The sequence below is a fragment of the Citrobacter sp. Cpo148 genome, assembly GCF_030332375.1.
GTDB classification, from domain to species: Bacteria; Pseudomonadota; Gammaproteobacteria; order Enterobacterales; family Enterobacteriaceae; genus Citrobacter; species Citrobacter portucalensis.
Genome location: NZ_JAOWHY010000043.1, coordinates 68,215 through 92,489, shown reverse-complemented (window position 1 = coordinate 92,489; position 24,275 = coordinate 68,215). Strand labels below are relative to the sequence as shown.

Below are 24,275 nucleotides of genomic sequence, written 5' to 3'. Positions count from 1 at the left end.
TTTTTAACTGACATTTATGCTCAGTATAACGGTATAAATCGGCAGAAACTTTAGTCCCTTCCATCATCGCTTTTGGTTATGACCCACGGCGCAATATTAATTTACTTAGCGGGGTTAATTTTTTCTTGCGTCACGTCACACTGCTGATGGTATAGTCAAAAACTGCACAACACATAACATAAATATCAAAAATATAACCATATCAATACATAAGAGGTTCTTATATCTATGGATCAGACATGTTCTCTGGAGTCATTTCTCAACCATGTGCAAAAGCGCGACCCGAATCAAACCGAGTTCGCGCAAGCCGTTCGTGAGGTAATGACGACGCTGTGGCCCTTTCTTGAGCAGAACCCGCGTTATCGTCAGATGTCGTTGCTGGAACGTCTGGTTGAACCGGAGCGCGTGATCCAGTTCCGCGTAGTTTGGCTGGACGATCGCAATCAGGTGCAGGTCAACCGCGCGTGGCGCGTACAGTTTAGCTCTGCCATTGGCCCGTACAAAGGCGGTATGCGTTTTCACCCTTCCGTGAACCTGTCTATCCTGAAATTCCTGGGTTTCGAGCAGACCTTTAAGAACGCCCTCACCACGCTGCCAATGGGCGGTGGTAAAGGCGGGAGCGATTTCGATCCGAAAGGTAAAAGCGAAGGCGAAATCATGCGTTTCTGCCAGGCACTGATGACCGAACTGTTCCGCCATTTAGGTCCTGATACCGACGTCCCGGCGGGCGATATCGGCGTGGGTGGTCGTGAAGTCGGCTTTATGGCCGGAATGATGAAAAAACTGTCCAACAACAGCGCCTGCGTCTTTACCGGTAAAGGTCTCTCTTTTGGCGGCAGCCTGATCCGCCCGGAAGCCACCGGCTACGGTCTGGTGTATTTCACCGAAGCAATGCTCAAACGCCATGGTCTGGGCTTTGAAGGCATGCGCGTGGCGGTTTCTGGCTCCGGCAACGTAGCGCAATTCGCCATAGAGAAAGCCATGGAGTTTGGCGCGCGAGTAGTTACCGCCTCCGATTCCAGTGGTACCGTAGTTGACGAAAGCGGATTTACCAAAGAAAAACTGGCGCGTCTGTGCGCGATCAAAGACAGCCGTGACGGTCGCGTGGCGGATTACGCCCGTGAGTTTGGCCTGACCTATCTGGAAGGCAAACAGCCGTGGTCGGTTCCGGTCGATATCGCCCTGCCGTGCGCCACTCAGAATGAACTGGATGTCGATGCAGCGCGCGTACTGATCGCCAACGGCGTGAAAGCTGTCGCCGAAGGGGCAAACATGCCGACTACTATCGAGGCCACCGATCTGTTCCTCGAAGCGGGCGTACTGTTCGCACCGGGTAAAGCCGCAAACGCCGGTGGCGTAGCGACATCCGGTCTGGAAATGGCGCAAAACGCCGCTCGTCTGGGCTGGAAAGCGGAGAAAGTGGATGCGCGCCTGCACCACATCATGCTGGATATTCACCATGCCTGCGTTGAATACGGCGGCGAAAGCAAGCAGACCAACTACGTACGTGGCGCCAACATCGCGGGCTTCGTGAAGGTTGCCGACGCGATGCTGGGTCAGGGCGTGATTTAACATTGTCTCTGCAGGCCAGTAGGCCGGATTAGGCAAGGGTGCCGCATCCGGCTAAGCCTGATGCGCTATGCTTATCAGGCCTACAAACTTACAGACCCGCCTCTTCAGATGGCGGGCTTTTTTTCGCCGGACGTTTACGCGGCGCGCTTTTTTTCTTATCGCTACCACTACCGCCAGGTGCAGCAATTCCACGAAAGCGTCGTACCGGTGTGCTGCGCGCCTGATCGATAAGCTGATACAGCGTCCCCACCAGCGGCTGCATGAAATCCTGATAGCGACACTGCTTTTCGCTGATTTGGGTCAGGATAGATTCCCAGTGCGCGGTCATGTCCGGGCGCGTCGCCATTTCTGGCAGCGAGTGGAACAGCGCTTTTCCCGCGTCAGTCGAATGGATATAACGTCCTTTTTTCACCAGGAACCCGCGCTTAAACAGCAGCTCGATAATTCCGGCGCGCGTCGCTTCCGTACCTAAACCATCCGTTGCGCGCAGGATCTTTTTCAGATCTTTATCCTGTACGAATCGCGCAATCCCGGTCATTGCTGACAGCAGAGTTGCATCAGTAAAGTGCCGCGGGGGCTGGGTCTGACGTTCGACTACTTCGCCTTTTTCGCACAGCAGTTCGTCATCTTTTGCCACCACCGGCAGCGGCGTCCCGTCATTATCTTCGTCGCGCTCTTTGTTGCCGAGCAGCGTGCGCCATCCGGCTTCCGCCAGAAAACGCGCTTTGGCGACAAACTTGCCTTTGGCGATGTCCAGCTCAATGACGCATTTCCTGAATACCGCATCTGCGCAAAATTGCATCAGATACTGACGGGCAATCAGGTTGTAAATTTTCGCTTCGTTGTCATTCAGATTGATGGACGAACTGCGCGCGGTAGGAATGATGGCGTGGTGCGCATCCACTTTTTTGTCGTCCCAACAGCGATTTCGCGTATCGGGATTGACCGCCGGCTGCGGGAGCAGATCCGGCGCATGGACGCTAATCGCGTTCAGTACCGCGTGACGTCCGGCAAAGTGTTCTTCCGGCAGATAACGGCTATCCGAACGCGGATAGGTAATCAACTTATGAGTTTCATACAGCTTCTGGCAGATATCCAGAACGTTTTGCGCACTTAAACCGAAGCGCTTCGCCGCTTCAATCTGCAACGCAGACAGCGAGAACGGCAACGGCGCGGATTCTGATTCCCGTTTATCGTTATAGCTGGTGACTATCGCCGGTTGGCCGTTAATGCGGTTCACCACGTGTTCAGCCAGCGTGCGATTCAGCAAGCGCCCTTCTTCATCCTGATACGGCTCACACGCTTCGCTCGGCTGCCAGATAGCGGTAAACCGCTCATCGGCGGGCGTTACGATATGCGCTTTCACTTCGAAGAAGTCTTTGGCGACGAAGTTCTCTATCTCTTCATCGCGACGCACAACCAGCCCGAGCACCGGCGTTTGTACGCGCCCGACCGAAAGTACGCCCTGATAGCCCGCGTTACGTCCAAGAATGGTGTAAGCGCGCGTCATATTGATACCGTACAACCAGTCCGCACGCGCTCGCGCCAGTGCCGACACGCACAGCGGGATAAACTCACTGTTGGCGCGCAGCCGCTCAATAGCCCGCTCAACGGCCTGCGGGTTGAGGTCGTTAATCAGGCAACGCTGCACCTTCTGGCGCTTTTCAGGTGCCAGTTGCAGGTAATCCAGCACTTCATCCACCAGCAGTTGCCCTTCACGATCGGGGTCACCGGCGTGAATAACTTCGCTGGCTTCATGCAAAAAGCGCTTAATGACGTTGAGCTGTTTGGTCACCGAGGGGCGCGGTTGCAGTTGCCACTTTTCCGGGACAATCGGCAGATCGACCAGACTCCAGCGAGCGTAACGACTGTCGTAGGCATCCGGCTGCGCCTGTTCAAGCAGGTGACCAATACACCAGGTCACCACTTGTCCATTTCCGCATTCAATAAAACCATCGCCTTTGCGATGCGGCTTCGGCAGCACATCGGCGATAGCACGTGCCAGACTTGGTTTTTCGGCAATAAACAACCGCATCGAGTTAACGAATCTCAACCATGGCGCGACCGCCACGAGCTTCCACTAACTCACCAATGGCGGTGAGATCGATACCGAACTGCGCCGCTGCCGCTTTCACTTCGGCTTCAGCTTCCGGCGTTACCGCCAGCAGTAGGCCACCTGAAGTTTGCGGATCGCACAGCAGATCGCGTACCGATTGCGGCATTTCACCCATCAGGTGTCCGTAGCTGGCAAAGTTACGTTGGGTACCACCCGGCACCGCGCCCTGCGCGATGTATTCTTCAACGCCAGGCAGCTTAGGAATATCCTGGTAGACGATCTGCGCCTGAACGCCTGCGCCCTGACACATCTCACTCAGATGCCCCAGCAGACCAAAACCGGTAACATCGGTCATGGCTTTCACGCCGTCAATATCGGCGAATGCCGCACCAGCAATGTTCATCCGGCACATCACTTCTGTCGCCAGTCCTTTATGTTCTTCCTTCAGCAGGGATTTTTTCTCTGCGGTTGTCAGAACACCAATGCCCAGCGGCTTGGTCAGGAACAACTTACACCCTGCTTCAGCGGTACTGTTTTTCTTCACGCGTTCGGTCGGCACAACGCCGGTTACCGCAAGGCCAAAGATAGGCTCTGGGGCATCGATAGAGTGGCCGCCCGCCAGCGCAATACCCGCCTGACGGCAGGCAAAGCGTCCGCCTTCGGTGACTTCGCGGGCGATTTCCGGTGCCAGTTTATCCAGCGGCCAGCCCAGAATAGCAATTGCCATAATCGGTTTGCCGCCCATGGCGAAAATATCGCTGATGGCGTTAGTCGCGGCGATGCGTCCAAAATCAAACGGATTATCGACAATCGGCATAAAGAAATCGGTGGTGCTGATAACGCTGGTGCCGTTTCCAAGATCGTATACGGCCGCGTCGTCGCGGGTTTCATTACCCACCAGTAAGTTCGGATCAACAAACTTCGCCTGCTCGCTGTGCAGGATGGTTTCCAGCACTTTTGGGGAAATTTTACAACCGCAACCGGCTCCGTGGCTGTATTGCGTTAAACGAATAGCTTGCTCGCTCATGGACATCTCCTGTCATTGCAATCCGGATATGGTAGCGCTCATTCCTTGATGTGGTAAGAGTGACTGTCTGAATTCGGGTGTCTTTGCTCAGAATCCAGACAGTTTTGCCGTTGATATCAGAAATAACGGACGAATGCGCTCGGATCGGCAAGGTTAATCGTCGTGGATGCTTTTAGCTGCGGTGTGCCCAGATAGAGGAAACCGACGATTTTATCTTGCGGGCGACAGTCGAATGCTTCGCGCACGACCGCACTTTCGGTTAATGCACCACTGCGCCAGATACCGCCAAAGCCCTGGGCAATTGCGGCCATCTGCATAGCCATCACCGCACAACCGGCAGACATTTCTTGTTCCCACAGAGGAACCTTGTCGTTTTCTTCACATTTCGCCACCACGGTAATAATCAACGGCGCGCGAAACGGTGCGCTGCGCGCTTTTTCCTGGGCTTTCTCGTCACTGCCTGCGGCAATCGCCCCTTTTTCAAGCACCGCGCTAAAACGCTCACGCCCTTCGCCCTCAATGACAAAGAATTGCCACGGTTGCAGCGTTTTGTGGTCTGGCGCGCGCATTCCCGCACGCAGAATGTTTTGTAGCTGCTCTCCTGTCGGGGCTGGCTCGACGAGACGAGAGGCGCTACGACGGGTAATCAGTAATTCGAGTGCATCCATTTGCTTAACTCCAACAATGAGATTTGTTCACAAAATTAACACGTGAGCGGATTTTGTTACAGCACAGGCGGTGATTCCTGCTGACAAGTGCCTGTCGGGTCATTACGATAGCCTCATCTTATCGCCTTTCTCCGGAATTTCGGGGTGGCGTGTTGTTAATCGGTAGGGAGAATACATGCGAACCCTGTGGCGATTTATTGCCGGATTTTTTAAATGGACATGGCGATTACTCAATTTCGTCCGTGAATTTGTGCTTAACCTGTTCTTCATCTTCTTGGTGCTGGTGGGCGTGGGCATCTGGATGCAGGTCAGCAGCAGCAATACCAGTGAACACGCTGAGCGAGGCGCACTGCTGCTGGATATCTCGGGGGTGATTGTCGATAAGCCTTCGAGCACCAGTCGCTTAAGCGTTATTGGTCGTCAGCTGTTTGGCGCCAGTTCCGATCGTCTGCAGGAAAACTCCCTGTTCGATATCGTGAATACTATTCGCCAGGCAAAAGATGATCGCAACATCACCGGCATTGTGATGGATCTGAAAAATTTTGCCGGGGCCGACCAGCCTTCCATGCAGTATATCGGTAAAGCGCTGCGGGAATTCCGCGACAGCGGCAAACCGGTCTTTGCCGTGGGCGATAACTTCAGCCAGGGGCAGTACTACCTCGCTAGTTTCGCCAATAAAATTTATCTCTCTCCGCAGGGTTCCGTTGATCTGCACGGCTTTGCCACCAACGGTTTGTACTACAAGTCCCTGCTCGACAAGCTGAAAGTTTCCACACACGTGTTCCGTGTCGGGACCTATAAGTCTGCCGTAGAACCGTTCATTCGTGATGATATGTCTCCTGCCGCGCGCGAGGCCGACAGCCGCTGGATCGGCGAGCTGTGGCAGAACTATCTCGACACGGTCGCTGCCAACCGCCAGATCCCTGCTCAGCAGGTGTTCCCGGGCGCACAGGCCATGCTGGACGGTTTGACAAAAGTCGATGGTGATACCGCGAAATATGCGCTCGACAACAAACTGGTGGATGCACTGGCCTCCAGCGCCGAAGTCGAAAAAATGCTGACCAAACAGTTTGGCTGGAGCAAAGCGGATAAAAATTATCGCGCCGTCAGCTATTACGATTACTCGCTGAAAACGCCAGCGGATACTGGGGACAGCATTGGCGTCGTCTTCGCGAATGGCGCAATTATGGACGGTGAAGAAACCCCTGGGAATGTGGGCGGTGACACGACTGCCGCGCAGATCCGCGAAGCGCGTCTTGATCCGAAAGTGAAAGCAATTGTGCTGCGCGTGAACAGCCCTGGCGGCAGCGTCAGCGCTTCCGAAGTCATTCGCGCTGAGCTGGCTGCGGCAAAAGCGGCAGGCAAGCCGGTTGTCGTGTCCATGGGGGGCATGGCGGCATCCGGCGGGTACTGGATCTCCACCCCAGCAAGCTACATTGTGGCGAACCCCAGCACGCTGACCGGTTCAATCGGGATCTTTGGCGTGATCAACACTGTGGAAAACAGTCTGGATTCCATTGGTGTACACACCGACGGCGTGGCGACATCCCCACTGGCGGATATCTCCATCACCAAAGCGTTACCACCTGAAGTGCAGCAAATGATGCAACTGAGCATCGAGAACGGCTATAAGCGCTTTATCACGCTGGTCGCAGATGCGCGTAAGACAACGCCTGAGCAGATTGACAAAATCGCGCAGGGCCACGTCTGGACCGGCCAGGATGCGAAAGCCAACGGTCTGGTAGACAGTCTGGGTGATTTTGATGACGCCGTGGCGAAAGCGGCTGAGCTGGCCAAACTGAAGCAATGGCACATTGAGTATTATCAGGACGAACCGACATTCGTTGATATGGTGATGGATAGCATGTCCGGTTCCGTTCGTGCCATGCTGCCTGAAGCTATCCAGGCGATGCTCCCGGCGCCGCTCGCTTCTGCGGCGAGTACGGTTAAAGCGGAGAGCGAGAAGCTGGCCGCGTTTAACGATCCGCAAAACCGCTATGCGTTTTGCCTGACCTGCGCCAACGTTCGCTAATCTGCCAATGCTGCCCCAAGTCGGGGCAGCATTTTTTATGCATTCTGATGTCGCGTACTGCGACAATCTCCAGGCGTACAGCCAAACTCCCGACTAAACAAACGAATAAAGTGCGCACAGTCGCTAAATCCCAGACGCAGCGCAATCTCCGTGACGCTCTCTCCAGAATTCATTAGCAGCCAGTGGGCATAACGCAAACGCGCACGTCGGATAAACTCTCCCGGCGATTGGGCGAACTCGGCGTTAAACAACCGGGTAAGCTGTCGCGGACTCAGGTTGACTTCAGCGGCCAGCCAGCGGGTCGAAATGGGCTTTACCAGTCCTTGCTCAATTAAAAAGACCGCTTTGCGTAACCGGCTGTCGCTCACGTGGGTAAAACCTATCGCTCTGGAGACCGCCACTGACGTGCTGTCTATGCGGTTGGGGACGGACATCTGGAAGATGGCTTTTGTCGCCCTGTCGGGACCACAGTGGCGGCGAATAAGCTCTGTTGCCAGCCCTATCGTCGAAATGCCCCCCGGACATGTCAGAATCCCTTTTTCCTCAACAAAATCGATCCCGCTACGGGCAGCCAGCTGAGGAAATTGCGTTTTAAAATCATTCAGATGCCAGGGATGGATCGCCGCCATCAGCCCATTGAGGAAACCTTCTTGCGCCAGAACAAAGCTGCCCGTGCAGATACCTACCAGCGGAATGTTGAGCTGATGCGCAAGATGCAGGTAACGTCGCGCGGCCCGATCGGCTTTCGCCATACTGCGCAGCAAGCCGCCAATCACCACCACATAATCAAATTGTTCCGGTGCAACGAATGCGCTATCCGGCATCATCGCCATTCCTGAACTGCTTAGAACAGGTCGGTCTGGTGTAGCGCTCATCAGACGCCAGGAGCAGCGAATTTTCTGGCTATCATCCCCCATATCCGCCGCATGACGTAACGCATCGGTTAACCCCGCCAGCGCCAGCAGAGGAAATTCCGGCCACAGAAGAATGCCGACATTCAACTGTGGTCTGCGCGGTGTCTCTGTCTGACTCGCATCGATAGCCGTAATGATGTCTCCATCCGCCCACTCGCCTGGCTGAAAAATTCTCAGGTCTTTCTTCACTTCAGGCTCCATGCGTATTGTCATTAGGACGAAACATGATAACGGCAATCGCTATATCCAAAAAGCAAGGCTGCTACTGTAGGGCCGAGGGAGCAAAACCACACTGAACAAACGGGACAAGGCACTGAACATAAATGACATATTGATCGGATGGCAGGTATGCGTCATTTGCACTGTATTTTTTCAGGGGGGACTTTATACTGCGCCTGTTTATGCACAACTTAACCTGTGACGCCCATGCAAAAGAAATCGATTTACGTTGCCTATACCGGCGGTACCATTGGTATGCAGCGCTCAGAACAGGGTTATATTCCTGTTTCCGGTCATCTCCAGCGTCAGCTGGCACTGATGCCTGAATTCCACCGCCCAGAGATGCCAGACTTCACCATCCACGAATACGTCCCGCTGATGGATTCCTCAGACATGACGCCAGAAGACTGGCAGCATATTGCTGAAGACATTAAAGCGCACTACGACGATTACGATGGTTTTGTCATTCTGCACGGCACTGACACCATGGCGTTTACGGCTTCGGCGCTCTCATTTATGCTGGAGAATCTGGGCAAGCCAGTCATTGTGACAGGGTCACAAATCCCATTAGCAGAGCTACGTTCTGACGGACAAATCAATTTGCTGAATGCGTTGTACGTTGCAGCAAATTATCCGATCAATGAAGTGACCCTGTTTTTCAACAACCGACTGTTTCGCGGTAACCGGACCACTAAAGCGCATGCTGATGGTTTTGACGCGTTTGCCTCACCCAACCTTGCACCACTGCTGGAAGCCGGGATCCACATTCGTCGGCTGGGAACACCGCCCGCACCTCACGGCACAGGTGAGTTGATTGTCCATCCTATCACTCCACAACCGATTGGCGTGGTCACTATTTATCCTGGGATCTCCGCTGATTTAGTACGCAACTTCCTGCGCCAGCCGGTAAAAGCATTAATTTTGCGCTCCTACGGCGTGGGCAATGCGCCGCAGAATAAAGAGTTCCTGAAAGAACTTGAAGATGCGAGCTCGCGTGGCATTGTGGTGGTGAACCTTACGCAGTGTATGTCCGGCAAGGTGAACATGGGGGGCTACGCGACAGGGAATGCGCTGGCACATGCTGGTGTGATTGGCGGCGCGGATATGACCGTCGAAGCCACACTCACCAAACTGCACTATTTGCTGAGTCAGGGACTGGATACGCAGACAATTCGTGAAGCAATGACGCAAAATCTGCGTGGTGAGCTCACGCCTGACGATTAAAGGAGTCTATGCCCATGGCCCGAGCCTTACTGTTGGTCGATTTACAAAATGACTTTTGTGCCGGTGGTGCCCTCGCGGTCCCACAAGGTGACAGCACAATCGATATCGCCAACCGCCTGATTGACTGGTGTGCCATACGCGGCGACACGGTCGTTGCCAGTCTGGACTGGCACCCGGCGAATCACGGTAGTTTTGCCAGCCAGCATCAGGTCGAGCCCTACAGCCAGGGACAACTCGATGGCCTGGCGCAGACGTTCTGGCCCGATCATTGCGTACAAAACAGCGAAGGTGCTGCCCTGCATCCGCTGCTGAACCAGCGTGCGATAACTCAAACGTTCACTAAAGGTGAGAACCCGCTGGTCGACAGCTACAGTGCTTTTTTTGATAACGGTCGTCGTCAGGCAACCGCGCTGAATGCATGGCTACTCGAACACCGCATTGCCGAGCTCATCATCATGGGTCTGGCTACCGACTATTGCGTCAAATTCACCGTACTGGATGCGCTCGATCTTGGCTACACCGTCAGCGTTATAACCGACGGCTGCCGTGGCGTTAATATTCACCCCCAGGACAGTGCAAACGCCTTTATGGAAATGGCGGCTGCGGGCGCAACGCTGTATACGTTGGACGACTGGCTGGAAACCCAGCCGTAAGCGATGCCGACCGGGTCACTCCTGTCGGCGCGTTATCTCAGGCCAGCGCTGAAATCTCTTCCAGCGATACTTTGCGTGTTTCGATGCCAAAACAAAAAAGAATCAAAGCGCATAGCACCAACATTGCTCCTAGCACGATAAAGACCGTAACCGAGCCATAGCGGGTCAACAAAATAGCGACGCCATAAGGCGTAAACACAGCGACAATCCTCCCCACCGCATTCACAAAACCCGATCCTCTCAATCTAAGATGCGTGGGCCATAGTTCCGGGACATAAACTGCAGAGGCAAAGCAGACATACATATACAGAAAAAAAATCATCACCAGTCCGTAGCTCAGAATTGCCCACTCTTCAGTTTGAAGCGAATAGAAATACCCAAGCAAGGCGATAATAATCAACAAGAATGAGCCAAACAATCGCCGAGGAAAGCGATCGATAATTAACGCGGCAATAAATATCCCGACCGGCGCGCCAATCATAATTATCGCGGTCATAAATATGGATTTCGTTACATCGATTCCCGAATTAACAAATATCGTCGGAATCCATACCGTAATGGTATAGAGCGAAATATTCATTGCAATAAGCACCGTGATCGCCACCAGTGTACAGCGCAACATTGGCCCCTTAAACAAGAGCCAAAATGAACCACTTATCGTGCTTAAATCCGCCGACGAGCATTCGTTCCGGCAGGATGGTAAAGTGATGTTTTTTTCTTTCTCAATTTGCGATTCCACCTGCATAAGATGTTTTTCAGCTTCGCTTCTCTGCCCTTTGCCAGCCAGCCAACGCGGGGATTCAATATAGTATTTTCCCGACAGATACCAGGCCAACAGCATTGCCATGCCGCCGAGCAGAAACATCACCCGCCAGCTTAAAAGTGCAATAATCACGACGCCAATTGCCGCAGATAGCATTGGTGCCCAGTTGCCGACAAATGACAGACGGGCAGACCATTTCCCACGAACCGCGGGTGGAATGAATTCTGTAAATGAGGCATAGCCCACCATAATTAGCGCCCCCATTCCTATCCCCATCAGACAGCGGAAGAAAATAAGCCAGTACATGTTGGGCACAAACGTTGCAGCGCAGGCTGAGACCCCGACGATTAACAAATTGACGCGGAACGCTTTGCGTCGACCGAGATAATCACCAATAAAACCACCGACTAGCGAACCGATAAAGTAACCGAACATCAGCGCTGAGGTAAACGCGGCATTGAGATAATTGTTTGACCAGCCTGTGCTGACTAGTTTTGCTAATACCACATTCCCGGAATAGCTGAGAAAACCAGTTATTAACAAACTAACACTAATAATTCCAAAAATACGAAAATGAAATCGAGATAAAGGTAAGCGATCTAATCTTGCGCCTATAGGGTCACATTGTTCCATCTGGATGCCTCAAATTCAGCTAAATAGAAAGTATGGCGATCGCGGCAGAAAAATTTTGCCGCGCCATCCATCATCATTAGATTCTTATGGCATTTACCAGGTGCAAACTTAAAATAATATCGACACAACCCTCATTATAGCTAATAAACGAGTTGAATATTATTCTCTTTGCAAAATGCAATCCACTCTGCACCCGGTGCCTTATTGGTTATTAGGTAATTAATATGGCTAAAGTCCACGAGCTGAACGAAAGCTTTACGGTCAAACTTTGAGTGATCAACTAACAGGGCCACCTCAGTCGCCTGGCGGATCATGGTTTTTTTGATTTCCGCTTCCGCTTCATTAGAATCAAGCGCCCCACTCTGCATATCCAAACCTTTGCAGCTCATCACCATGATATCAACATGATAACGGCTGATAATCTCCTTGGTGATTCTTCCCTGCAGCGACAGCGTATTCTTATTCAACTCACCGCCGGTAGAAACCACGTTAATTTCTGACTGCGCCAACTCATGAAATGCTTCAGCCGAATTGGTTAGCAACGTCAGATCGTTTCTTTCCTTCAACAGCTTTAATAATTCCATCGCGGTACTGCTGGAGTCGGCAGCCATTGTGGTCTTATTTTTAATAAACGGTAATGCATTACGGGCAATAATCTGCTTTTCTTCGAAGAAAGATTTTGCACGCTTATAAAAATGAATATTGTCGGACAACGCGGTGGTATTGAGCACTGCACCGCCATATGTTCGGGTCAAAAAACCTTCATCTTCCAGTTTTTCAAGATCGCGGCGAATCGTTTCCTCAGTCACCTGAAAGATTGAACTTAAATTAGATACCGCCACTTTCTTATCGTTAGCCACCATTTGCTTAATGGCTTGAATCCTGTCTTTTGCCGCCACGATGACACCTCTGTTTCCTGCAAAGTAATAATAAGACCCTAGTATCTCACAGGCTATGTTTATTTTCAAAAGAACATGTCTGAATCACAGATTTCAATACTTTTTTACGCAGAAACAGAGGTCAATTCTATCCGACTTAATTTATATCCAACGCTTCCGCCATTCGCCTCATCAATAATGAGTCATCATCTGTCAGGGGAATGGTTAACGCCTCGACGTTCTCGCGAACCTGTTCAGGCGCGGTTGCACCACTCAGTAAGGTGATCAAATCGCTTTGCTTTAAAATCCACGCCAGGGCTAATGCGGGGATTGTGCAGCGGTATTTTTCACACAGTGGCTGCCACTGCTCTAGCATATCAATCACCCGCAGCATATTTTCCCGCTGAAACCAAACCTTGTTAGCCCGTGCGCCGCCAGGAACATAATCTCGGGCGATAGTACCGGTCAACAACCCCTGCTCAAGCGGTGAATATACCTGCACGATGATGCCATTCTGCTGGCATAGCGGCAGCAGATCAGCTTCCAGCGCCCGGTCAAGAATGCTGTACTTGGCCTGGATGATATCCAGCTCACCGTGTTTGAGATACTCCCTTATATGCCCGGCATCGACGTTTGCCGCACCAATCGAACGGATTTTTCCCTCTTTTTTCAGTGTGTTCAGCGTGTCTACGGTTTCCGCAATCGGCGTAAAACAGGGTTCAACCGACTGCCAGTGGGTCATATAAATATCAATACTGTCGATACCCAATCTTTGCAGGCTGGCATCAACCTCCTCACGAATCGACTCAGGCGTGAGGTTTTTATACAGCTGGCGATCGCCCACTTTGTTAAACAGGCTGCCTGTTCGCTCCCAGACGATGCCGCATTTGGTTTCAACCACTACCTCGCTGCGCGGTAACTTTTTCAGCGCCTGACCGACTATCACTTCACTGTTGCCAAAGTTGTATCCTGGCGCGGTATCAATCAGATTAATACCGCAGCGATGCGCCTCAACAATGGTATCAATACAAATCTGCAAATCGAGATCGCCATTCCATGCCGGACCGCCGCCAATGGCCCATGTACCTAATCCCATGCGGGAAAGCGTAATATCCGTACTGCCTAAAGGAATCATTTTCATCTGCCGCTATTACCCTTCGTATTCGTCAAGAAGTTGTTCAACCAGCTTTCTGTTCTTCACACCCGTTGTCGCACCCACGCTCAGTACCGATATTGCCGCCGTTGCATTAGCAAACAGCGCGCAGTCGCGAAGCGGCTTACCTTCAAGCAGCGCGGAGATAAATCCTGAAGCAAAGTTATCCCCCGCGCCGATGGTGTCGATGGCGGTAATCCCCGACACGGCAGGGACTACCATTTTCATATCGACACGTTTGATAAAGCAGCCTCTTTTACCGGTCTTAATCACGACGGTTTTCACACCACAGTTCAGGAAACTGTCGGCAATCTCATCCAGCGTATCTTTCCCGGTGAGCAGTTTTGCCTCTTCAAAATTGGGAAACAGATAATCCACGTAGCTCAGCGCTTCACGGATGTCGTCCAGCGTTTCGTTAAGCCGTGGTTTAATCATGTCGGCGCAGATAATTAATCCATGCACTTTGGCCTGAGTGAAAATATCCGTTAACGCATGGCCATCAAGCAGCGGACTATTAAAAATACTCGCCAGCGACAGCAGCTTTGCCTGCGAGAATCGGTCAAAATCAACATCGTTTATATTCAGTTTCCATAAACTGCCGTTACGGTTAGTCACAAAGGTGCGTTCACCATCAGCGGTGACTAAACCTACGTTAATGGAAGTATCAATATCAGCATCCTGCTTCAGGCTTTTAATATCAATATTCTCCCGATGGCAGTGGTCGACAATAAAATAACCGGCTGCATCATTACCTATCCGACTCATTAACGCCGTGCGATGGCCAAGGCGAGAAATAATCGTCGCCTCATTAATAGCGTCACCTCCCGTGGTCATTGCTATTCGTTCTAATGGATAAGAGTCAACATCAAAGATATTTTTACTCACTGGTTGCAAGGGAATATCAACAATTGCCGCCCCTATACAAATAGCCTCGATATTATCCATATTGTCATTCCGCTTTACCGTCAGAGCCAAACAGTTTGATTTTCTCCAGCGCGCGCTCTTTTACCGCTTTGCGAACTTCACGCTCAACGTGCAGGAACGGCTGGTTCTGGTTCTCCTGCACCGCCGCCATTGCCGCCTGGCACAGTTCGGTATGAATATTGATTTTCGAAATACCTAATGAAATGGCTTTTTTGATATCCGCATCGCTAATGCCGGACGCGCCGTGCAGCACCAGCGGAACGGATACCGCCTCGCGCACGCGTTTGACCACATCGAAATTCAGTTTCGGCTCAGAGGTATAAACGCCGTGCTGGTTACCAATCGCCACCGCCAGAGAATCGCAGCCGGTACGTTCGACAAATTCCGCCGCCTGGCTCGGGTCAGTATAGTGATAGCCCGCCAGCGCTTCTTCATAAACCGTTTCATTCCCCACGTGGCCCAGCTCCGCCTCAACCGGAATACCCAACGGATGGAAGAAGTCCACCGCCTCTTTAGTCAGGCGAATATTCTCTTCGAAATCAAAAGCGGAGGCATCGCGCATCAGTGAATTCATGCCGTGAGTCCAGGCGTTATGGATAATTTCCATACTGCGCCCGTGGTCCCAATGGGTAATAACCGGCACTGAGGCTTTTTTCGCCATCGAAACCATCATATGCGAAAAATCTTCAAAAGATGTATTACCCACAAAGCCGGTGCCGAATGAAATAATTACCGGCGATTTAGACTCTTCCGCCGCATCCATCACCCCCATTAACATTTCCGCATTCCACACGTTAAAGTGGGCAATCGCATAATGTTTATTCTGGGCATCATTTTCCCAATATTTAATATCTGCCAGCATAGTTGTTTCTCCCTTTTCAATAAATTAATGGTTAACTTTAATAACGCCTTTGATAATTTCGCGTTTGTTGTTGACTGACTCATCAAACGCGCGCTGAACATCTTCATAATCATAAATATGCGTCACCATCGACTTGACATCGAAACGCCCGGAGGAAATGGCTTCAATAGTGACCGGATAGCGGTTGGCGTAGCGGAAAACAGTCTGAATGGAGACTTCGCGGTTAATTTTGAGGAAATTAATCGCCGAATCACCGGGAACTGTCCCAACGATCATGATTTTCCCGCCGCGCATCACCAGGTACGGAGCCTGCTTAACGGTGATCGCCGAGCCGGCAGTTTCAAAAACAATGTCAGCCCCCATATCGCCGGAGAACTGCTGACAGCGGGCAACGGTGTCCTCTTTCGCCCCGTTGATCACAGTCGTCGCACCAAGCTGCTCGGCCATGGCCAGACGCTTTTCCAGGACATCAACAACGGCGATGTCGGTAGCACCCAAACATTTACAGGCTTGCAGGGTCATTAAACCAATACAGCCCGCCCCCAAAATGACGATTTTCTTGCCCGGTTTAACGTCCGCCAGCATTGCGGCATGCATCCCTACCGCCGCAGGCTCTACCAGCGCGCCTTCCATGGTGTCCATATTATCGGGCAACTTGTAAGTGAAGCTCTCCGGATGGCACAGATAGTGGGTTAGCGCGCCGCGATAATTAGGCTGCGTGGCCATAAAGTCGACATCAGGACAGATGTTGTATTTGCCCTCCAGACAGTAGCGGCAGTGACCGCACGGCACGCCGGGTTCAATGTTCACCCGGTCGCCCGGTTTAAATTTACTGACGCGATTTCCTACCGCCACCACCGTACCGGCACATTCATGTCCGAGGCCAATTTCCTGGTTCGGGTCTTTTGGCGGAATAAAGGGACCTGATTCGAAACCGTGAACATCTGAACCGCAAATACCTACGTATTCAATTTTGATCAGTACTTCATGCTCTTTGGGTACCGGGATATCGGCGGCAATAATTTTCATCGTGCCCGGCGTTTTTAATATCGCTTTTGAATTTTTCATTTTATTTCCCATCAATATTATTTGCTGGTAACTGCATCAATACCGAGGCTTTCGACAGAGACGCCTTTGGTTTCAATTCCGATGGTAGCAATGGCGACAGCGACAATAATGGAGACCGCACCCAGCAGTACAAATACACCCGTCACTCCATAACCGTTAAGCAATACCGCGACTGCATAAGGCGCGGCGATACCGCTGATACGCCCTACCGCATTCGCCAGACCAGAACCGCGAAGTTTCGCTTCGGTCGGCCATATTTCCGGAACATAGACTGCCGAGGCGTAGCAAACGTACATATAGAAAAAAGTAATCAGGAAGAAACCAATTAGCGTAATCAGTAGCATGCTGGTTTGCAGTGAATAGATATATCCCAGCACGGCAATTAACACTAATAATCCCACACCCATTGTCTTTCTGGGAATTTTATCCATTACCAGCATAGCTATAAAAATTCCAAACGGCGCGCCGAACATACTCATGGTATTTAAGACAATGGAGTCTTTCAGATTAATGCCCTGAGTCATAAATATTGTCGGTAGCCAATTAATTAAGGTGTACTGGACGACGTTCATGGCAATCAGGACAAAGGAACCTAAAATAACGCGCTTCAGTAACACACCCGTTAATAAGGCCGAGTAAGGAACCGTGCGCGGGGCTTTGCCGTCATCTTCAAATACCACAGGCGGCAGTGGCTTGCCGGTCTGCTGAACAACTCCTTCTTCAATGGCCCGCATCACCTTTTCAGCTTCGGCGTAGCGTCCGCGGGATTCCAGCCAACGAGGCGACTCCGGGAAACTACGCCAGGCAATAACGGTCGCCACCAGCGACAGTACGGCCGGGATCATCAACTGCACGCGCCAGTTCCATTCGGCGCTGATCAACGGCGTCAATCCCATCGCGATCAGCGAACAGAGCGGATAAGACCAGTTACCGATAAACGAGACCCGGCTTGACCAGGTGCCGCGATTCCTGCCTGGCATATATTCGGTGAACCCGGCAAACAGAGTCACCAACAGCGCGCCTAATCCAACTCCCATTACAAAACGGCAGGCGATCAGGAAAGTCATATTTGGTGAAAACGCGCCAACGATCATAGAAATAATATGAATCGCTTCATATAAAATAAATGCGTTTTTACGTCCGGTTTTATCGCCGATAATTCCCCCACCGAGCGCGCCGAGAAACATTCCCGCTGTCGTAATGGCTGAAAACGTGGCGGTGGTGGAATTATCGGTCCAACCAAGCTCTTTTAACTGCGCGAGAATTAATCCGCCAACGGCATTACTCCAACAAACCAGTAATCCAAAAGCAACCATCGCAAACATCGATGTGTGCCAACGGCAGTCAGGTAGCCTGTCCAGCCTGGCGCCGCAGTGCGGTTTTGCTATTTGTTCCATGCGATAACGTCCTTTTAATAGACATGTTATTCATCAAAGTCGTAAGTCATGATGACTTTAATCGCGGTTTTATCGACCATGGCGTCAAACCCTTCGCGCCATTGCGACAGGCCGATACGGTGAGTAATCATCGGTTTAACGTTGATTGCGCCGCTGGCCAGCAGGCGTATGGCGTTGCGCCAGGATGTGGAATCGTAGGCCATATGGCCAATGATGCTTTTATTCCACGCGGTGATGTCGTTGATGGAGAAATCGAGAGGTTTAAAGCCCATACCGACGCGAACGACTTCACCATTCGGGCGCAGCATTTCGATTGATTGTTTAAGGGCGATATTCGCACCAGAGCATTCGATGACCAGCCCCAAATTGTCTTTACCGCAGATTTCCTGGCAGCGTGCAACCACATCTTCGGTCGAACCGTTAACGACAGCTGTCGCGCCCAGCTCTTTGGCGATCGGGAAGCGTACGGCAACATCCTCTTCCAGCCCGACCATCACAATATTAACGGCCCCCATAATGCGCGCCATTTGAACAGAAAAGAGTCCTAACGGACCGGTACCAAAGACCACCACATCCTGGCCTGGAAGAAATTTGGATTGCTGAGCGATAGATTTGTAGGCATTGCAGATAGGATCCAGTACAGCCGCCTCTTCATAATCTACCCCTGCCGGGATTTCCCACAGAGCATGGCGGTGAATTTTGAGGATTTCCCCAGGGACCAGACAATATTTAGAAAACCCACCGCCCCAGGTATTGTTGTCCAGACCTAAATTCACCTTTTCTGTACAACAAAGAAAATCGCCCTGTTCACAGGCCGGACAAACGCCGCAAACGTGCCCGCTGTTGTCAGACACAACTCGCTGTCCCACCTTCCAGTCCTTAACCTTGTCGCCAACCTGCACAATTTGACCCGCAAATTCATGACCACGAATCGAATTAAACTGCTCGGATCCACTGTCGACATTGTAGTGTTTCATGTCAGCGCCGCAGATAGCAGCAGCCTTAATTTCAATCACAACGTCATCCGGACCACATACCGGTTCCGGAACATCAATCATCTTGTAGCCGCCAAAGGCCTTGCCAAATCTCGCCAGTGCTTTCATGGAATTTTCCTTTGTGTTTAGTTTTGCATCAGTGACCATCATACTTATCCATATAATTTTTGAGGTCAACACTAAATCTTTAAAACACAGATTATGATCTGTATTTCACAACCAAGATCACAAATAAATGCAAAGATGAACTGAAACCCAAGTGAACGTGGCTGCCGCTTCGCTAAAATGGCGTGAACCCCTTCGCATTTTTCCTGTTATGAAACTGTTAACCTGCGGGTGCTGTTTTTTTCGCCACGCCATTTCCGTGGCGTGTTTGCTTGTTTAAATGTCAAAGAGGAACACCGATGAAACTATTGCCTTTGTTGGCAGCATTACCCCTGCTCTGCGCCAGCGTTGTTTCCGCCAGTTCACTGATGTCAGTTGGCTACTTTAATGGTGGCGGCGACGTCACTGCCGGTCCCGGTGGCGACATCAATAAACTGGATGTTCGCCAGATAACCCATCTCAACTATTCGTTTGGCCTTGTCTATAACAACGAAAAAGACGAGACCAATGACGCCTTAAAAGACGCCAGCAAACTGCATCAGATTTGGCTTTCACAGAAAGTGCAGGATGATTTGCTGAAAATTCCACAGCTGCGTAAACAAAATCCAAACCTAAAAGTTTTGCTTTCCGTCGGCGGTTGGGGAGCGCGTGGATTCTCTGGCGCGGCAGCAACGAAGGAAACACGCGCAGTGTTTATTCAGTCTGCGCAGGAGATAATTGCGAAATATGGTCTGGATGGCATCGATCTCGACTGGGAATATCCGGTTAACGGCGCCTGGGGACTGGTTGAAAGTCAACCGGCTGACCGCGCTAACTTCACCGCGCTGCTAACAGAACTGCGCGCCGCATTGGGGCATAAAAAACTGCTGACCATCGCCGTGGGCGCGAATGCGGAAAGTCCGAAAAGCTGGGTGGATGTAAAAGCCATTGCCCCATCGCTCGACTACATCAACCTGATGACCTATGACATGGCTTACGGCACCCAGTATTTCAACTCGAACCTGTATGATTCGACGCAATGGCCGACGGTCGCCGCGGCGGATAAGTACAGCGCCGATTTTGTGGTCAATAACTATCTCGCAGCCGGTCTGAAACCGAGTCAAATGAATCTGGGCATTGGCTTTTATGGACGCGTACCAAAACGCGCCGTTGAGCCAGGTATTGACTGGAGCAAACCTGACGCGCAGAAAAACCCGGCTACCCAACCCTATTTCGAGTCAGCTCAAATTGAGTTGTTCAAATCACTGGGCGTCGACCTGAGCAAAGACACCTACGTGAAGTACAACGATATTGTGGCGAAGTTGATCAACGATCCGCAAAAACGCTTTAGCCAACATTGGGATGATGAAGCGAAAGTGCCGTGGCTGTCGGTACAGTCTGCGGATGGAAAAAAACTCTTTGCCCTCTCCTATGAAAACCCGCGTTCAGTGGCGATCAAAGCCGACTACATCAAAAGCAAAGGGTTGGCAGGCGCTATGTTCTGGGAGTACGGCGCAGATGACAATAATCAGTTGGCGAAGCAGTTAGCCGATTCGTTAGGCATCAAACACTGATCCCAACGCCTGACACAATAGGTTATGATTAGCGCATTCTGCTGCGCCAGCTTTTGGCGCAGCTCTTCATTTCTACTGGAGGCATGAGCTTTATGGCTTTTATCCCTAAAAATTACGCCCGTCTGGAAGTCGGTTACCGGGAAAAGGCGCTTAAACTCTTTCCCTGGGTCTGCGGACGCTGTTCCCGTGAGTTCGTGTATTCAAATTTGCGCGAGTTGACGGTACACCATATCGATCACGATCACTCAAATAACCCGGAAGATGGTAGCAACTGGGAAATGTTGTGCCTGTACTGCCACGATCACGAGCATTCCAAATATACGGAAGCGGACCAGTATGGTTCAACGGTGGTTGCAGGAGAAGATGCGCAAAAGGCCGTGGGCGAAGCGAAATACAACCCGTTCGCCGATCTGAAGGCGATGATGAACAAGAAATAACATCAACTGACGGGCCCGACATCGATGTCTGCCGGGCCTGGGTAATCAGGATTTAAACGTCGCAATCGGTTCTGGCGTAATACCAAACTCAACCTTCAACTGCTGCTTGCTCTTCATCACCATCTCACCGTTGGTATCAATCGTCATATGCTGCGCGTCAATATTGTTTCGCGCCTGCCATAACATCACCAGCTGTAAGCTATTCTCTTTTTGTTCTGCCGTTAGCGCTACGCCATCCGGCCATTTTCCGAGTTCAACGGCAGTCGATAAGCGCTGATAAACTTCCGGCGTCATGCTGTTGATCATCTCATCAAGATTCATGTTAAAACCACTCTCCGTAGAATAATTTGCTGAATCGTTTCTTCAACCCTTGGTTTGCTCACCGTTTTCACCATCGGTGAAGTTCAAAGACGCTGAGTTAACGCAGTACCGTTCACCGGTAGGTTTCGGACCATCCGGGAAGACGTGTCCCAGGTGTGCATCACAGTTTCCGCAGCGGATTTCAATGCGCTGCATACCGTGTGACGTATCTTTTATGTAACGGATAGCCTCATCGCTGACAGGCTCGTAAAAGCTGGGCCAGCCGCAGCCAGAGTCATATTTTGTCTCGGAACGAAATAGCGGATTGTCGCAGATCAAACAGTGGTAGATGCCGTCACGTTTGTTATGTAGCAAACGTCCGGTAAATGGCGGTTCTGTCCCGTGATTCTGCGTTACGTAGAACTGCATTTCGGTTAAATTTTTTTTCAGTTCTTCTGGAGAAGGTTGATTAGCCATTTGCTCACATCTCGCTTTATCTAAACTCACATCGCGAGACAGATTCTAACAAAACATTAACACCGGAGTGCGAACTTTTGTTCTAAACTTGATCCTTGCGAAATGGCAGCCTGCAATTCGTGATCAGAATCACGTTTTTATCTTGATTGCCCTTTAAAATTCGGGCCGCCGACCCCATGTGGTTTCAAGCCCAAAGGAAGAGTGAGGCGAGTCAGTTGCGCAAAGCTTAGGCAGCAGATTGATTTGTCGCAATGATTGACACGATTCCGCTTGACGCTGCGTAAGGTTTTTGTAATTTTACAGGCAACCTTTTATTCACTAACAAATAGCTGGTGGAATATATGACTATCAAAGTAGGTATCAACGGTTTTGGCCGTATCGGTCGCATTGTTTTCCGTGCTGCTCAAGAACGCTCTGACATCGAGATCGTTGCAATCAACGACCTGTTAGACGCTGACTACATGGCTTACATGCTGAAATATGACTCCACTCACGGCCGTTTCAACGGTACCGTTGAAGTGAAAGACGGTCATCTGATCGTAAACGGTAAAAAAATCCGTGTTACCGCTGAACGTGATCCGGCTAACCTGAAATGGGACGAAGTTGGTGTTGACGTAGTAGCTGAAGCTACTGGCCTGTTCCTGACAGATGAAACCGCTCGTAAGCACATCACTGCTGGCGCGAAAAAAGTGGTTCTGACTGGTCCGTCCAAAGATAACACTCCGATGTTTGTTAAAGGCGCTAACTTTGACAAATACGAAGGTCAGGACATCGTTTCTAACGCTTCCTGCACCACTAACTGCCTGGCTCCGCTGGCTAAAGTTATCAACGACAACTTCGGCATCATCGAAGGTCTGATGACTACTGTTCACGCGACCACCGCTACTCAGAAAACCGTTGATGGCCCGTCTCACAAAGACTGGCGCGGCGGCCGCGGCGCATCCCAGAACATCATCCCGTCCTCTACCGGTGCAGCTAAAGCTGTAGGTAAAGTACTGCCAGAACTGAACGGCAAACTGACTGGTATGGCGTTCCGCGTTCCTACCCCGAACGTATCCGTTGTTGACCTGACCGTTCGTCTGGAAAAAGCTGCTTCTTACGAAGAAATTAAGAAAGCAATCAAAGCTGCTTCCGAAGGCCCGATGAAAGGCGTTCTGGGTTACACCGAAGACGACGTAGTATCTACCGATTTCAACGGTGAAGTTTGCACTTCCGTGTTCGATGCTAAAGCTGGTATCGCACTGAACGACAACTTCGTGAAACTGGTATCCTGGTACGACAACGAAACCGGCTACTCCAACAAAGTTCTGGACCTGATTGCTCACATCTCCAAATAAGTTGAGATGAAACAGTAATCTGTAAGAGCGACTCAGGTCGCTCTTTTTTTTGCCTGAAGAAAGGATTGCGTAATGATTAATAAAATTTTTGCACTTCCGGTAATCGAACAAATTACCCCTGTCCTCTCCCGCCGTCAGCTTGATGAGCTTGAGGTTCTTGTTGTCGATCACCCACAGGTTAAAGCTTCTTTCGCGCTGCAGGGCGCACATCTTCTTTCCTGGAAACCAAATGGTGAAGAGGAAGTCCTGTGGTTAAGTAATAATACCCCATTTAAAACCGGCGTAGCGCTGCGTGGCGGCGTACCAATTTGCTGGCCGTGGTTTGGTCCGGCTGCTAAGCAGGGCCTGCCTTCGCATGGTTTTGCCCGCAACCTGCCATGGACGCTGAAAGCGCACAACGAAGACGACAATGGCGTGGTGCTGACGTTTGAACTGCAAAGTAGCACTGAAACGCGTCAGCTTTGGCCACACGAGTTTTGCCTGCTGGCCCGCTTCAAAGTGGGAGCCACCTGTGAGATGGAGCTGGAAGCTCATGGTGAGTTTGAAACCACCTCGGCACTGCATACCTATTTCAACGTTGGTGACATTGCGGCAGTGAAAGTCAGTGGTCTTGGCGATCGTCTGATAGATAAAGTGAATGATGCTAAAGAAGATGTGCTGGCTGATGGTATCCAGACCTTCCCGGACCGCACCGATCGCGTTTATCTGAATCCGGAAGCGTGCAGCGTGATTCATGATGATGCGTTGAATCGCAATATAGATGTTGTCCACCACCACCATCTGAATGTCGTGGGCTGGAACCCTGGCCCGGCGCTGTCCGTCAGCATGGGCGACATGCCGGATGATGGCTACAAAACGTTTGTTTGTGTAGAAACGGCTTACGCGACCGCTCCGCAGAAAACCACCGAAGAAAAACCATCTCGCCTCGCGCAGACTATCCGTGTAGCTAAACGCTAACATAGCTCTGCGCACCATGCCGGATGCGGCTAACGCCTTATCCGGCCTACACACTACATGCAGCCGTAGGC

22 protein-coding genes are annotated in these 24,275 nt (G+C 51.1%); 8 read left to right on the top strand and 14 right to left on the bottom strand.

Annotated elements, in window-relative coordinates:
* Window positions 1-228 precede the first annotated feature (228 nt).
* Complete coding sequence (gene gdhA, locus OGY10_RS10345) at window positions 229-1,572, top strand: NADP-specific glutamate dehydrogenase (RefSeq protein ID WP_003832501.1); 1,344 nt, start codon at window positions 229-231, stop codon at window positions 1,570-1,572.
* A gap of 88 nt (window positions 1,573-1,660) precedes the next feature.
* Here gdhA and topB read toward each other — a convergent pair whose 3' ends face one another.
* The 3 genes from topB to OGY10_RS10330 all read right to left on the bottom strand — a co-directional run bounded on the left by topB (window position 1,661) and on the right by OGY10_RS10330 (window position 5,323).
* On the bottom strand, window positions 1,661-3,607 hold the full coding sequence (gene topB, locus OGY10_RS10340; protein ID WP_032934436.1) for a DNA topoisomerase III: 1,947 nt from the start codon (window positions 3,605-3,607) through the stop codon (window positions 1,661-1,663).
* A gap of 4 nt (window positions 3,608-3,611) precedes the next feature.
* Window positions 3,612-4,655: a selenide, water dikinase SelD gene (gene selD, locus OGY10_RS10335; RefSeq protein WP_003832497.1), complete on the bottom strand. Its 1,044-nt coding sequence runs from the start codon at window positions 4,653-4,655 to the stop codon at window positions 3,612-3,614.
* Window positions 4,656-4,771: 116 nt separating this feature from the next.
* Window positions 4,772-5,323, bottom strand: coding sequence for an NAD(P)H nitroreductase (locus OGY10_RS10330; RefSeq protein WP_008784540.1), 552 nt, complete (start codon window positions 5,321-5,323; stop codon window positions 4,772-4,774).
* 175 nt (window positions 5,324-5,498) lie between these two features.
* On the opposite strand from OGY10_RS10330, the gene sppA reads away from it, so the two are divergent.
* Entirely contained in the window at window positions 5,499-7,355 is a 1,857-nt protein-coding gene (gene sppA / locus OGY10_RS10325) for a signal peptide peptidase SppA (protein ID WP_200920492.1), read from the top strand.
* Window positions 7,356-7,390: 35 nt separating this feature from the next.
* Here sppA and OGY10_RS10320 read toward each other — a convergent pair whose 3' ends face one another.
* On the bottom strand, window positions 7,391-8,458 hold the full coding sequence (locus OGY10_RS10320; protein WP_071446934.1) for a GlxA family transcriptional regulator: 1,068 nt from the start codon (window positions 8,456-8,458) through the stop codon (window positions 7,391-7,393).
* Between the two features lie 237 nt (window positions 8,459-8,695).
* On the opposite strand from OGY10_RS10320, the gene ansA reads away from it, so the two are divergent.
* On the top strand, window positions 8,696-9,712 hold the full coding sequence (ansA, locus tag OGY10_RS10315) for an asparaginase (protein ID WP_071446872.1): 1,017 nt from the start codon (window positions 8,696-8,698) through the stop codon (window positions 9,710-9,712).
* A gap of 14 nt (window positions 9,713-9,726) precedes the next feature.
* The gene (pncA, locus tag OGY10_RS10310; protein ID WP_020996452.1) at window positions 9,727-10,365 is read left to right on the top strand and encodes a bifunctional nicotinamidase/pyrazinamidase; all 639 of its coding nucleotides are present in this window, start codon (window positions 9,727-9,729) and stop codon (window positions 10,363-10,365) included.
* 37 nt (window positions 10,366-10,402) lie between these two features.
* Here pncA and OGY10_RS10305 read toward each other — a convergent pair whose 3' ends face one another.
* The 8 genes from OGY10_RS10305 to OGY10_RS10270 form a co-directional block, all read right to left on the bottom strand.
* Complete coding sequence (locus OGY10_RS10305; protein ID WP_057068371.1) at window positions 10,403-11,761, bottom strand: MFS transporter; 1,359 nt, start codon at window positions 11,759-11,761, stop codon at window positions 10,403-10,405.
* Between the two features lie 140 nt (window positions 11,762-11,901).
* On the bottom strand, window positions 11,902-12,660 hold the full coding sequence (locus OGY10_RS10300) for a DeoR/GlpR family DNA-binding transcription regulator (protein ID WP_032943120.1): 759 nt from the start codon (window positions 12,658-12,660) through the stop codon (window positions 11,902-11,904).
* Window positions 12,661-12,796: 136 nt separating this feature from the next.
* Window positions 12,797-13,780, bottom strand: a complete 984-nt coding sequence (gene ydjG / locus OGY10_RS10295; protein WP_032943118.1) for an NADH-dependent methylglyoxal reductase — start codon at window positions 13,778-13,780, stop codon at window positions 12,797-12,799.
* Window positions 13,781-13,789: 9 nt separating this feature from the next.
* A complete protein-coding gene (locus tag OGY10_RS10290) occupies window positions 13,790-14,737 on the bottom strand; it encodes a carbohydrate kinase family protein (protein WP_032943117.1) in 948 nt (315 codons plus the stop codon).
* Window positions 14,738-14,741: 4 nt separating this feature from the next.
* Window positions 14,742-15,578: a ketose-bisphosphate aldolase gene (locus tag OGY10_RS10285; RefSeq protein ID WP_003832486.1), complete on the bottom strand. Its 837-nt coding sequence runs from the start codon at window positions 15,576-15,578 to the stop codon at window positions 14,742-14,744.
* Between the two features lie 24 nt (window positions 15,579-15,602).
* Window positions 15,603-16,646 (bottom strand): NAD(P)-dependent alcohol dehydrogenase, encoded by a 1,044-nt coding sequence (locus OGY10_RS10280; RefSeq protein WP_003832485.1) that lies wholly within the window; start codon window positions 16,644-16,646, stop codon window positions 15,603-15,605.
* Window positions 16,647-16,663: 17 nt separating this feature from the next.
* Window positions 16,664-18,043 (bottom strand): MFS transporter, encoded by a 1,380-nt coding sequence (locus OGY10_RS10275; RefSeq protein WP_286576726.1) that lies wholly within the window; start codon window positions 18,041-18,043, stop codon window positions 16,664-16,666.
* Window positions 18,044-18,069: 26 nt separating this feature from the next.
* Window positions 18,070-19,146 carry a zinc-binding dehydrogenase gene (locus tag OGY10_RS10270; RefSeq protein WP_003832481.1) on the bottom strand — a complete coding sequence of 359 codons (1,077 nt, stop codon included), beginning with the start codon at window positions 19,144-19,146 and terminating at the stop codon, window positions 18,070-18,072.
* Between the two features lie 296 nt (window positions 19,147-19,442).
* On the opposite strand from OGY10_RS10270, the gene chiD reads away from it, so the two are divergent.
* Both chiD and yajD read left to right on the top strand, forming a co-directional pair.
* A complete protein-coding gene (gene chiD / locus OGY10_RS10265) occupies window positions 19,443-20,696 on the top strand; it encodes a chitinase ChiD (protein WP_020996455.1) in 1,254 nt (417 codons plus the stop codon).
* A 92-nt stretch (window positions 20,697-20,788) separates the two neighbouring features.
* A complete protein-coding gene (yajD, locus tag OGY10_RS10260) occupies window positions 20,789-21,133 on the top strand; it encodes an HNH nuclease YajD (protein WP_003832478.1) in 345 nt (114 codons plus the stop codon).
* 45 nt (window positions 21,134-21,178) lie between these two features.
* On the opposite strand, the gene OGY10_RS10255 is transcribed toward yajD, so the two are convergent.
* Window positions 21,179-21,454 (bottom strand): YeaC family protein, encoded by a 276-nt coding sequence (locus OGY10_RS10255; RefSeq protein ID WP_003030693.1) that lies wholly within the window; start codon window positions 21,452-21,454, stop codon window positions 21,179-21,181.
* A 42-nt stretch (window positions 21,455-21,496) separates the two neighbouring features.
* Window positions 21,497-21,910 carry a peptide-methionine (R)-S-oxide reductase MsrB gene (msrB, locus tag OGY10_RS10250; protein WP_003832475.1) on the bottom strand — a complete coding sequence of 138 codons (414 nt, stop codon included), beginning with the start codon at window positions 21,908-21,910 and terminating at the stop codon, window positions 21,497-21,499.
* Between the two features lie 341 nt (window positions 21,911-22,251).
* Between msrB and gapA the strand changes: the two genes are divergently transcribed.
* Both gapA and OGY10_RS10240 read left to right on the top strand, forming a co-directional pair.
* On the top strand, window positions 22,252-23,247 hold the full coding sequence (gene gapA / locus OGY10_RS10245) for a glyceraldehyde-3-phosphate dehydrogenase (RefSeq protein WP_003030697.1): 996 nt from the start codon (window positions 22,252-22,254) through the stop codon (window positions 23,245-23,247).
* A gap of 72 nt (window positions 23,248-23,319) precedes the next feature.
* Window positions 23,320-24,204, top strand: coding sequence for a D-hexose-6-phosphate mutarotase (locus tag OGY10_RS10240; protein ID WP_060682325.1), 885 nt, complete (start codon window positions 23,320-23,322; stop codon window positions 24,202-24,204).
* Window positions 24,205-24,275 lie beyond the last annotated feature (71 nt).

Bases quoted from the DNA above. Each gene is read 5' to 3' on its own strand.
- msrB (WP_003832475.1), bottom strand. From the start codon at position 21,910: ATGGCTAATCAACCTTCTCCAGAAGAACTGAAAAAAAATTTAACCGAA.
- pncA (WP_020996452.1), top strand. From the start codon at position 9,727: ATGGCCCGAGCCTTACTGTTGGTCGATTTACAAAATGACTTTTGTGCC.
- gapA (WP_003030697.1), top strand. From the start codon at position 22,252: ATGACTATCAAAGTAGGTATCAACGGTTTTGGCCGTATCGGTCGCATT.
- OGY10_RS10270 (WP_003832481.1), bottom strand. From the start codon at position 19,146: ATGAAAGCACTGGCGAGATTTGGCAAGGCCTTTGGCGGCTACAAGATG.
- OGY10_RS10330 (WP_008784540.1), bottom strand. From the start codon at position 5,323: ATGGATGCACTCGAATTACTGATTACCCGTCGTAGCGCCTCTCGTCTC.
- OGY10_RS10285 (WP_003832486.1), bottom strand. From the start codon at position 15,578: ATGCTGGCAGATATTAAATATTGGGAAAATGATGCCCAGAATAAACAT.
- OGY10_RS10280 (WP_003832485.1), bottom strand. From the start codon at position 16,646: ATGAAAAATTCAAAAGCGATATTAAAAACGCCGGGCACGATGAAAATT.
- OGY10_RS10255 (WP_003030693.1), bottom strand. From the start codon at position 21,454: ATGAATCTTGATGAGATGATCAACAGCATGACGCCGGAAGTTTATCAG.
- OGY10_RS10290 (WP_032943117.1), bottom strand. From the start codon at position 14,737: ATGGATAATATCGAGGCTATTTGTATAGGGGCGGCAATTGTTGATATT.
- gdhA (WP_003832501.1), top strand. From the start codon at position 229: ATGGATCAGACATGTTCTCTGGAGTCATTTCTCAACCATGTGCAAAAG.
- ansA (WP_071446872.1), top strand. From the start codon at position 8,696: ATGCAAAAGAAATCGATTTACGTTGCCTATACCGGCGGTACCATTGGT.
- chiD (WP_020996455.1), top strand. From the start codon at position 19,443: ATGAAACTATTGCCTTTGTTGGCAGCATTACCCCTGCTCTGCGCCAGC.
- yajD (WP_003832478.1), top strand. From the start codon at position 20,789: ATGGCTTTTATCCCTAAAAATTACGCCCGTCTGGAAGTCGGTTACCGG.
- selD (WP_003832497.1), bottom strand. From the start codon at position 4,655: ATGAGCGAGCAAGCTATTCGTTTAACGCAATACAGCCACGGAGCCGGT.
- OGY10_RS10305 (WP_057068371.1), bottom strand. From the start codon at position 11,761: ATGGAACAATGTGACCCTATAGGCGCAAGATTAGATCGCTTACCTTTA.
- topB (WP_032934436.1), bottom strand. From the start codon at position 3,607: ATGCGGTTGTTTATTGCCGAAAAACCAAGTCTGGCACGTGCTATCGCC.
- sppA (WP_200920492.1), top strand. From the start codon at position 5,499: ATGCGAACCCTGTGGCGATTTATTGCCGGATTTTTTAAATGGACATGG.
- ydjG (WP_032943118.1), bottom strand. From the start codon at position 13,780: ATGAAAATGATTCCTTTAGGCAGTACGGATATTACGCTTTCCCGCATG.
- OGY10_RS10240 (WP_060682325.1), top strand. From the start codon at position 23,320: ATGATTAATAAAATTTTTGCACTTCCGGTAATCGAACAAATTACCCCT.
- OGY10_RS10275 (WP_286576726.1), bottom strand. From the start codon at position 18,043: ATGGAACAAATAGCAAAACCGCACTGCGGCGCCAGGCTGGACAGGCTA.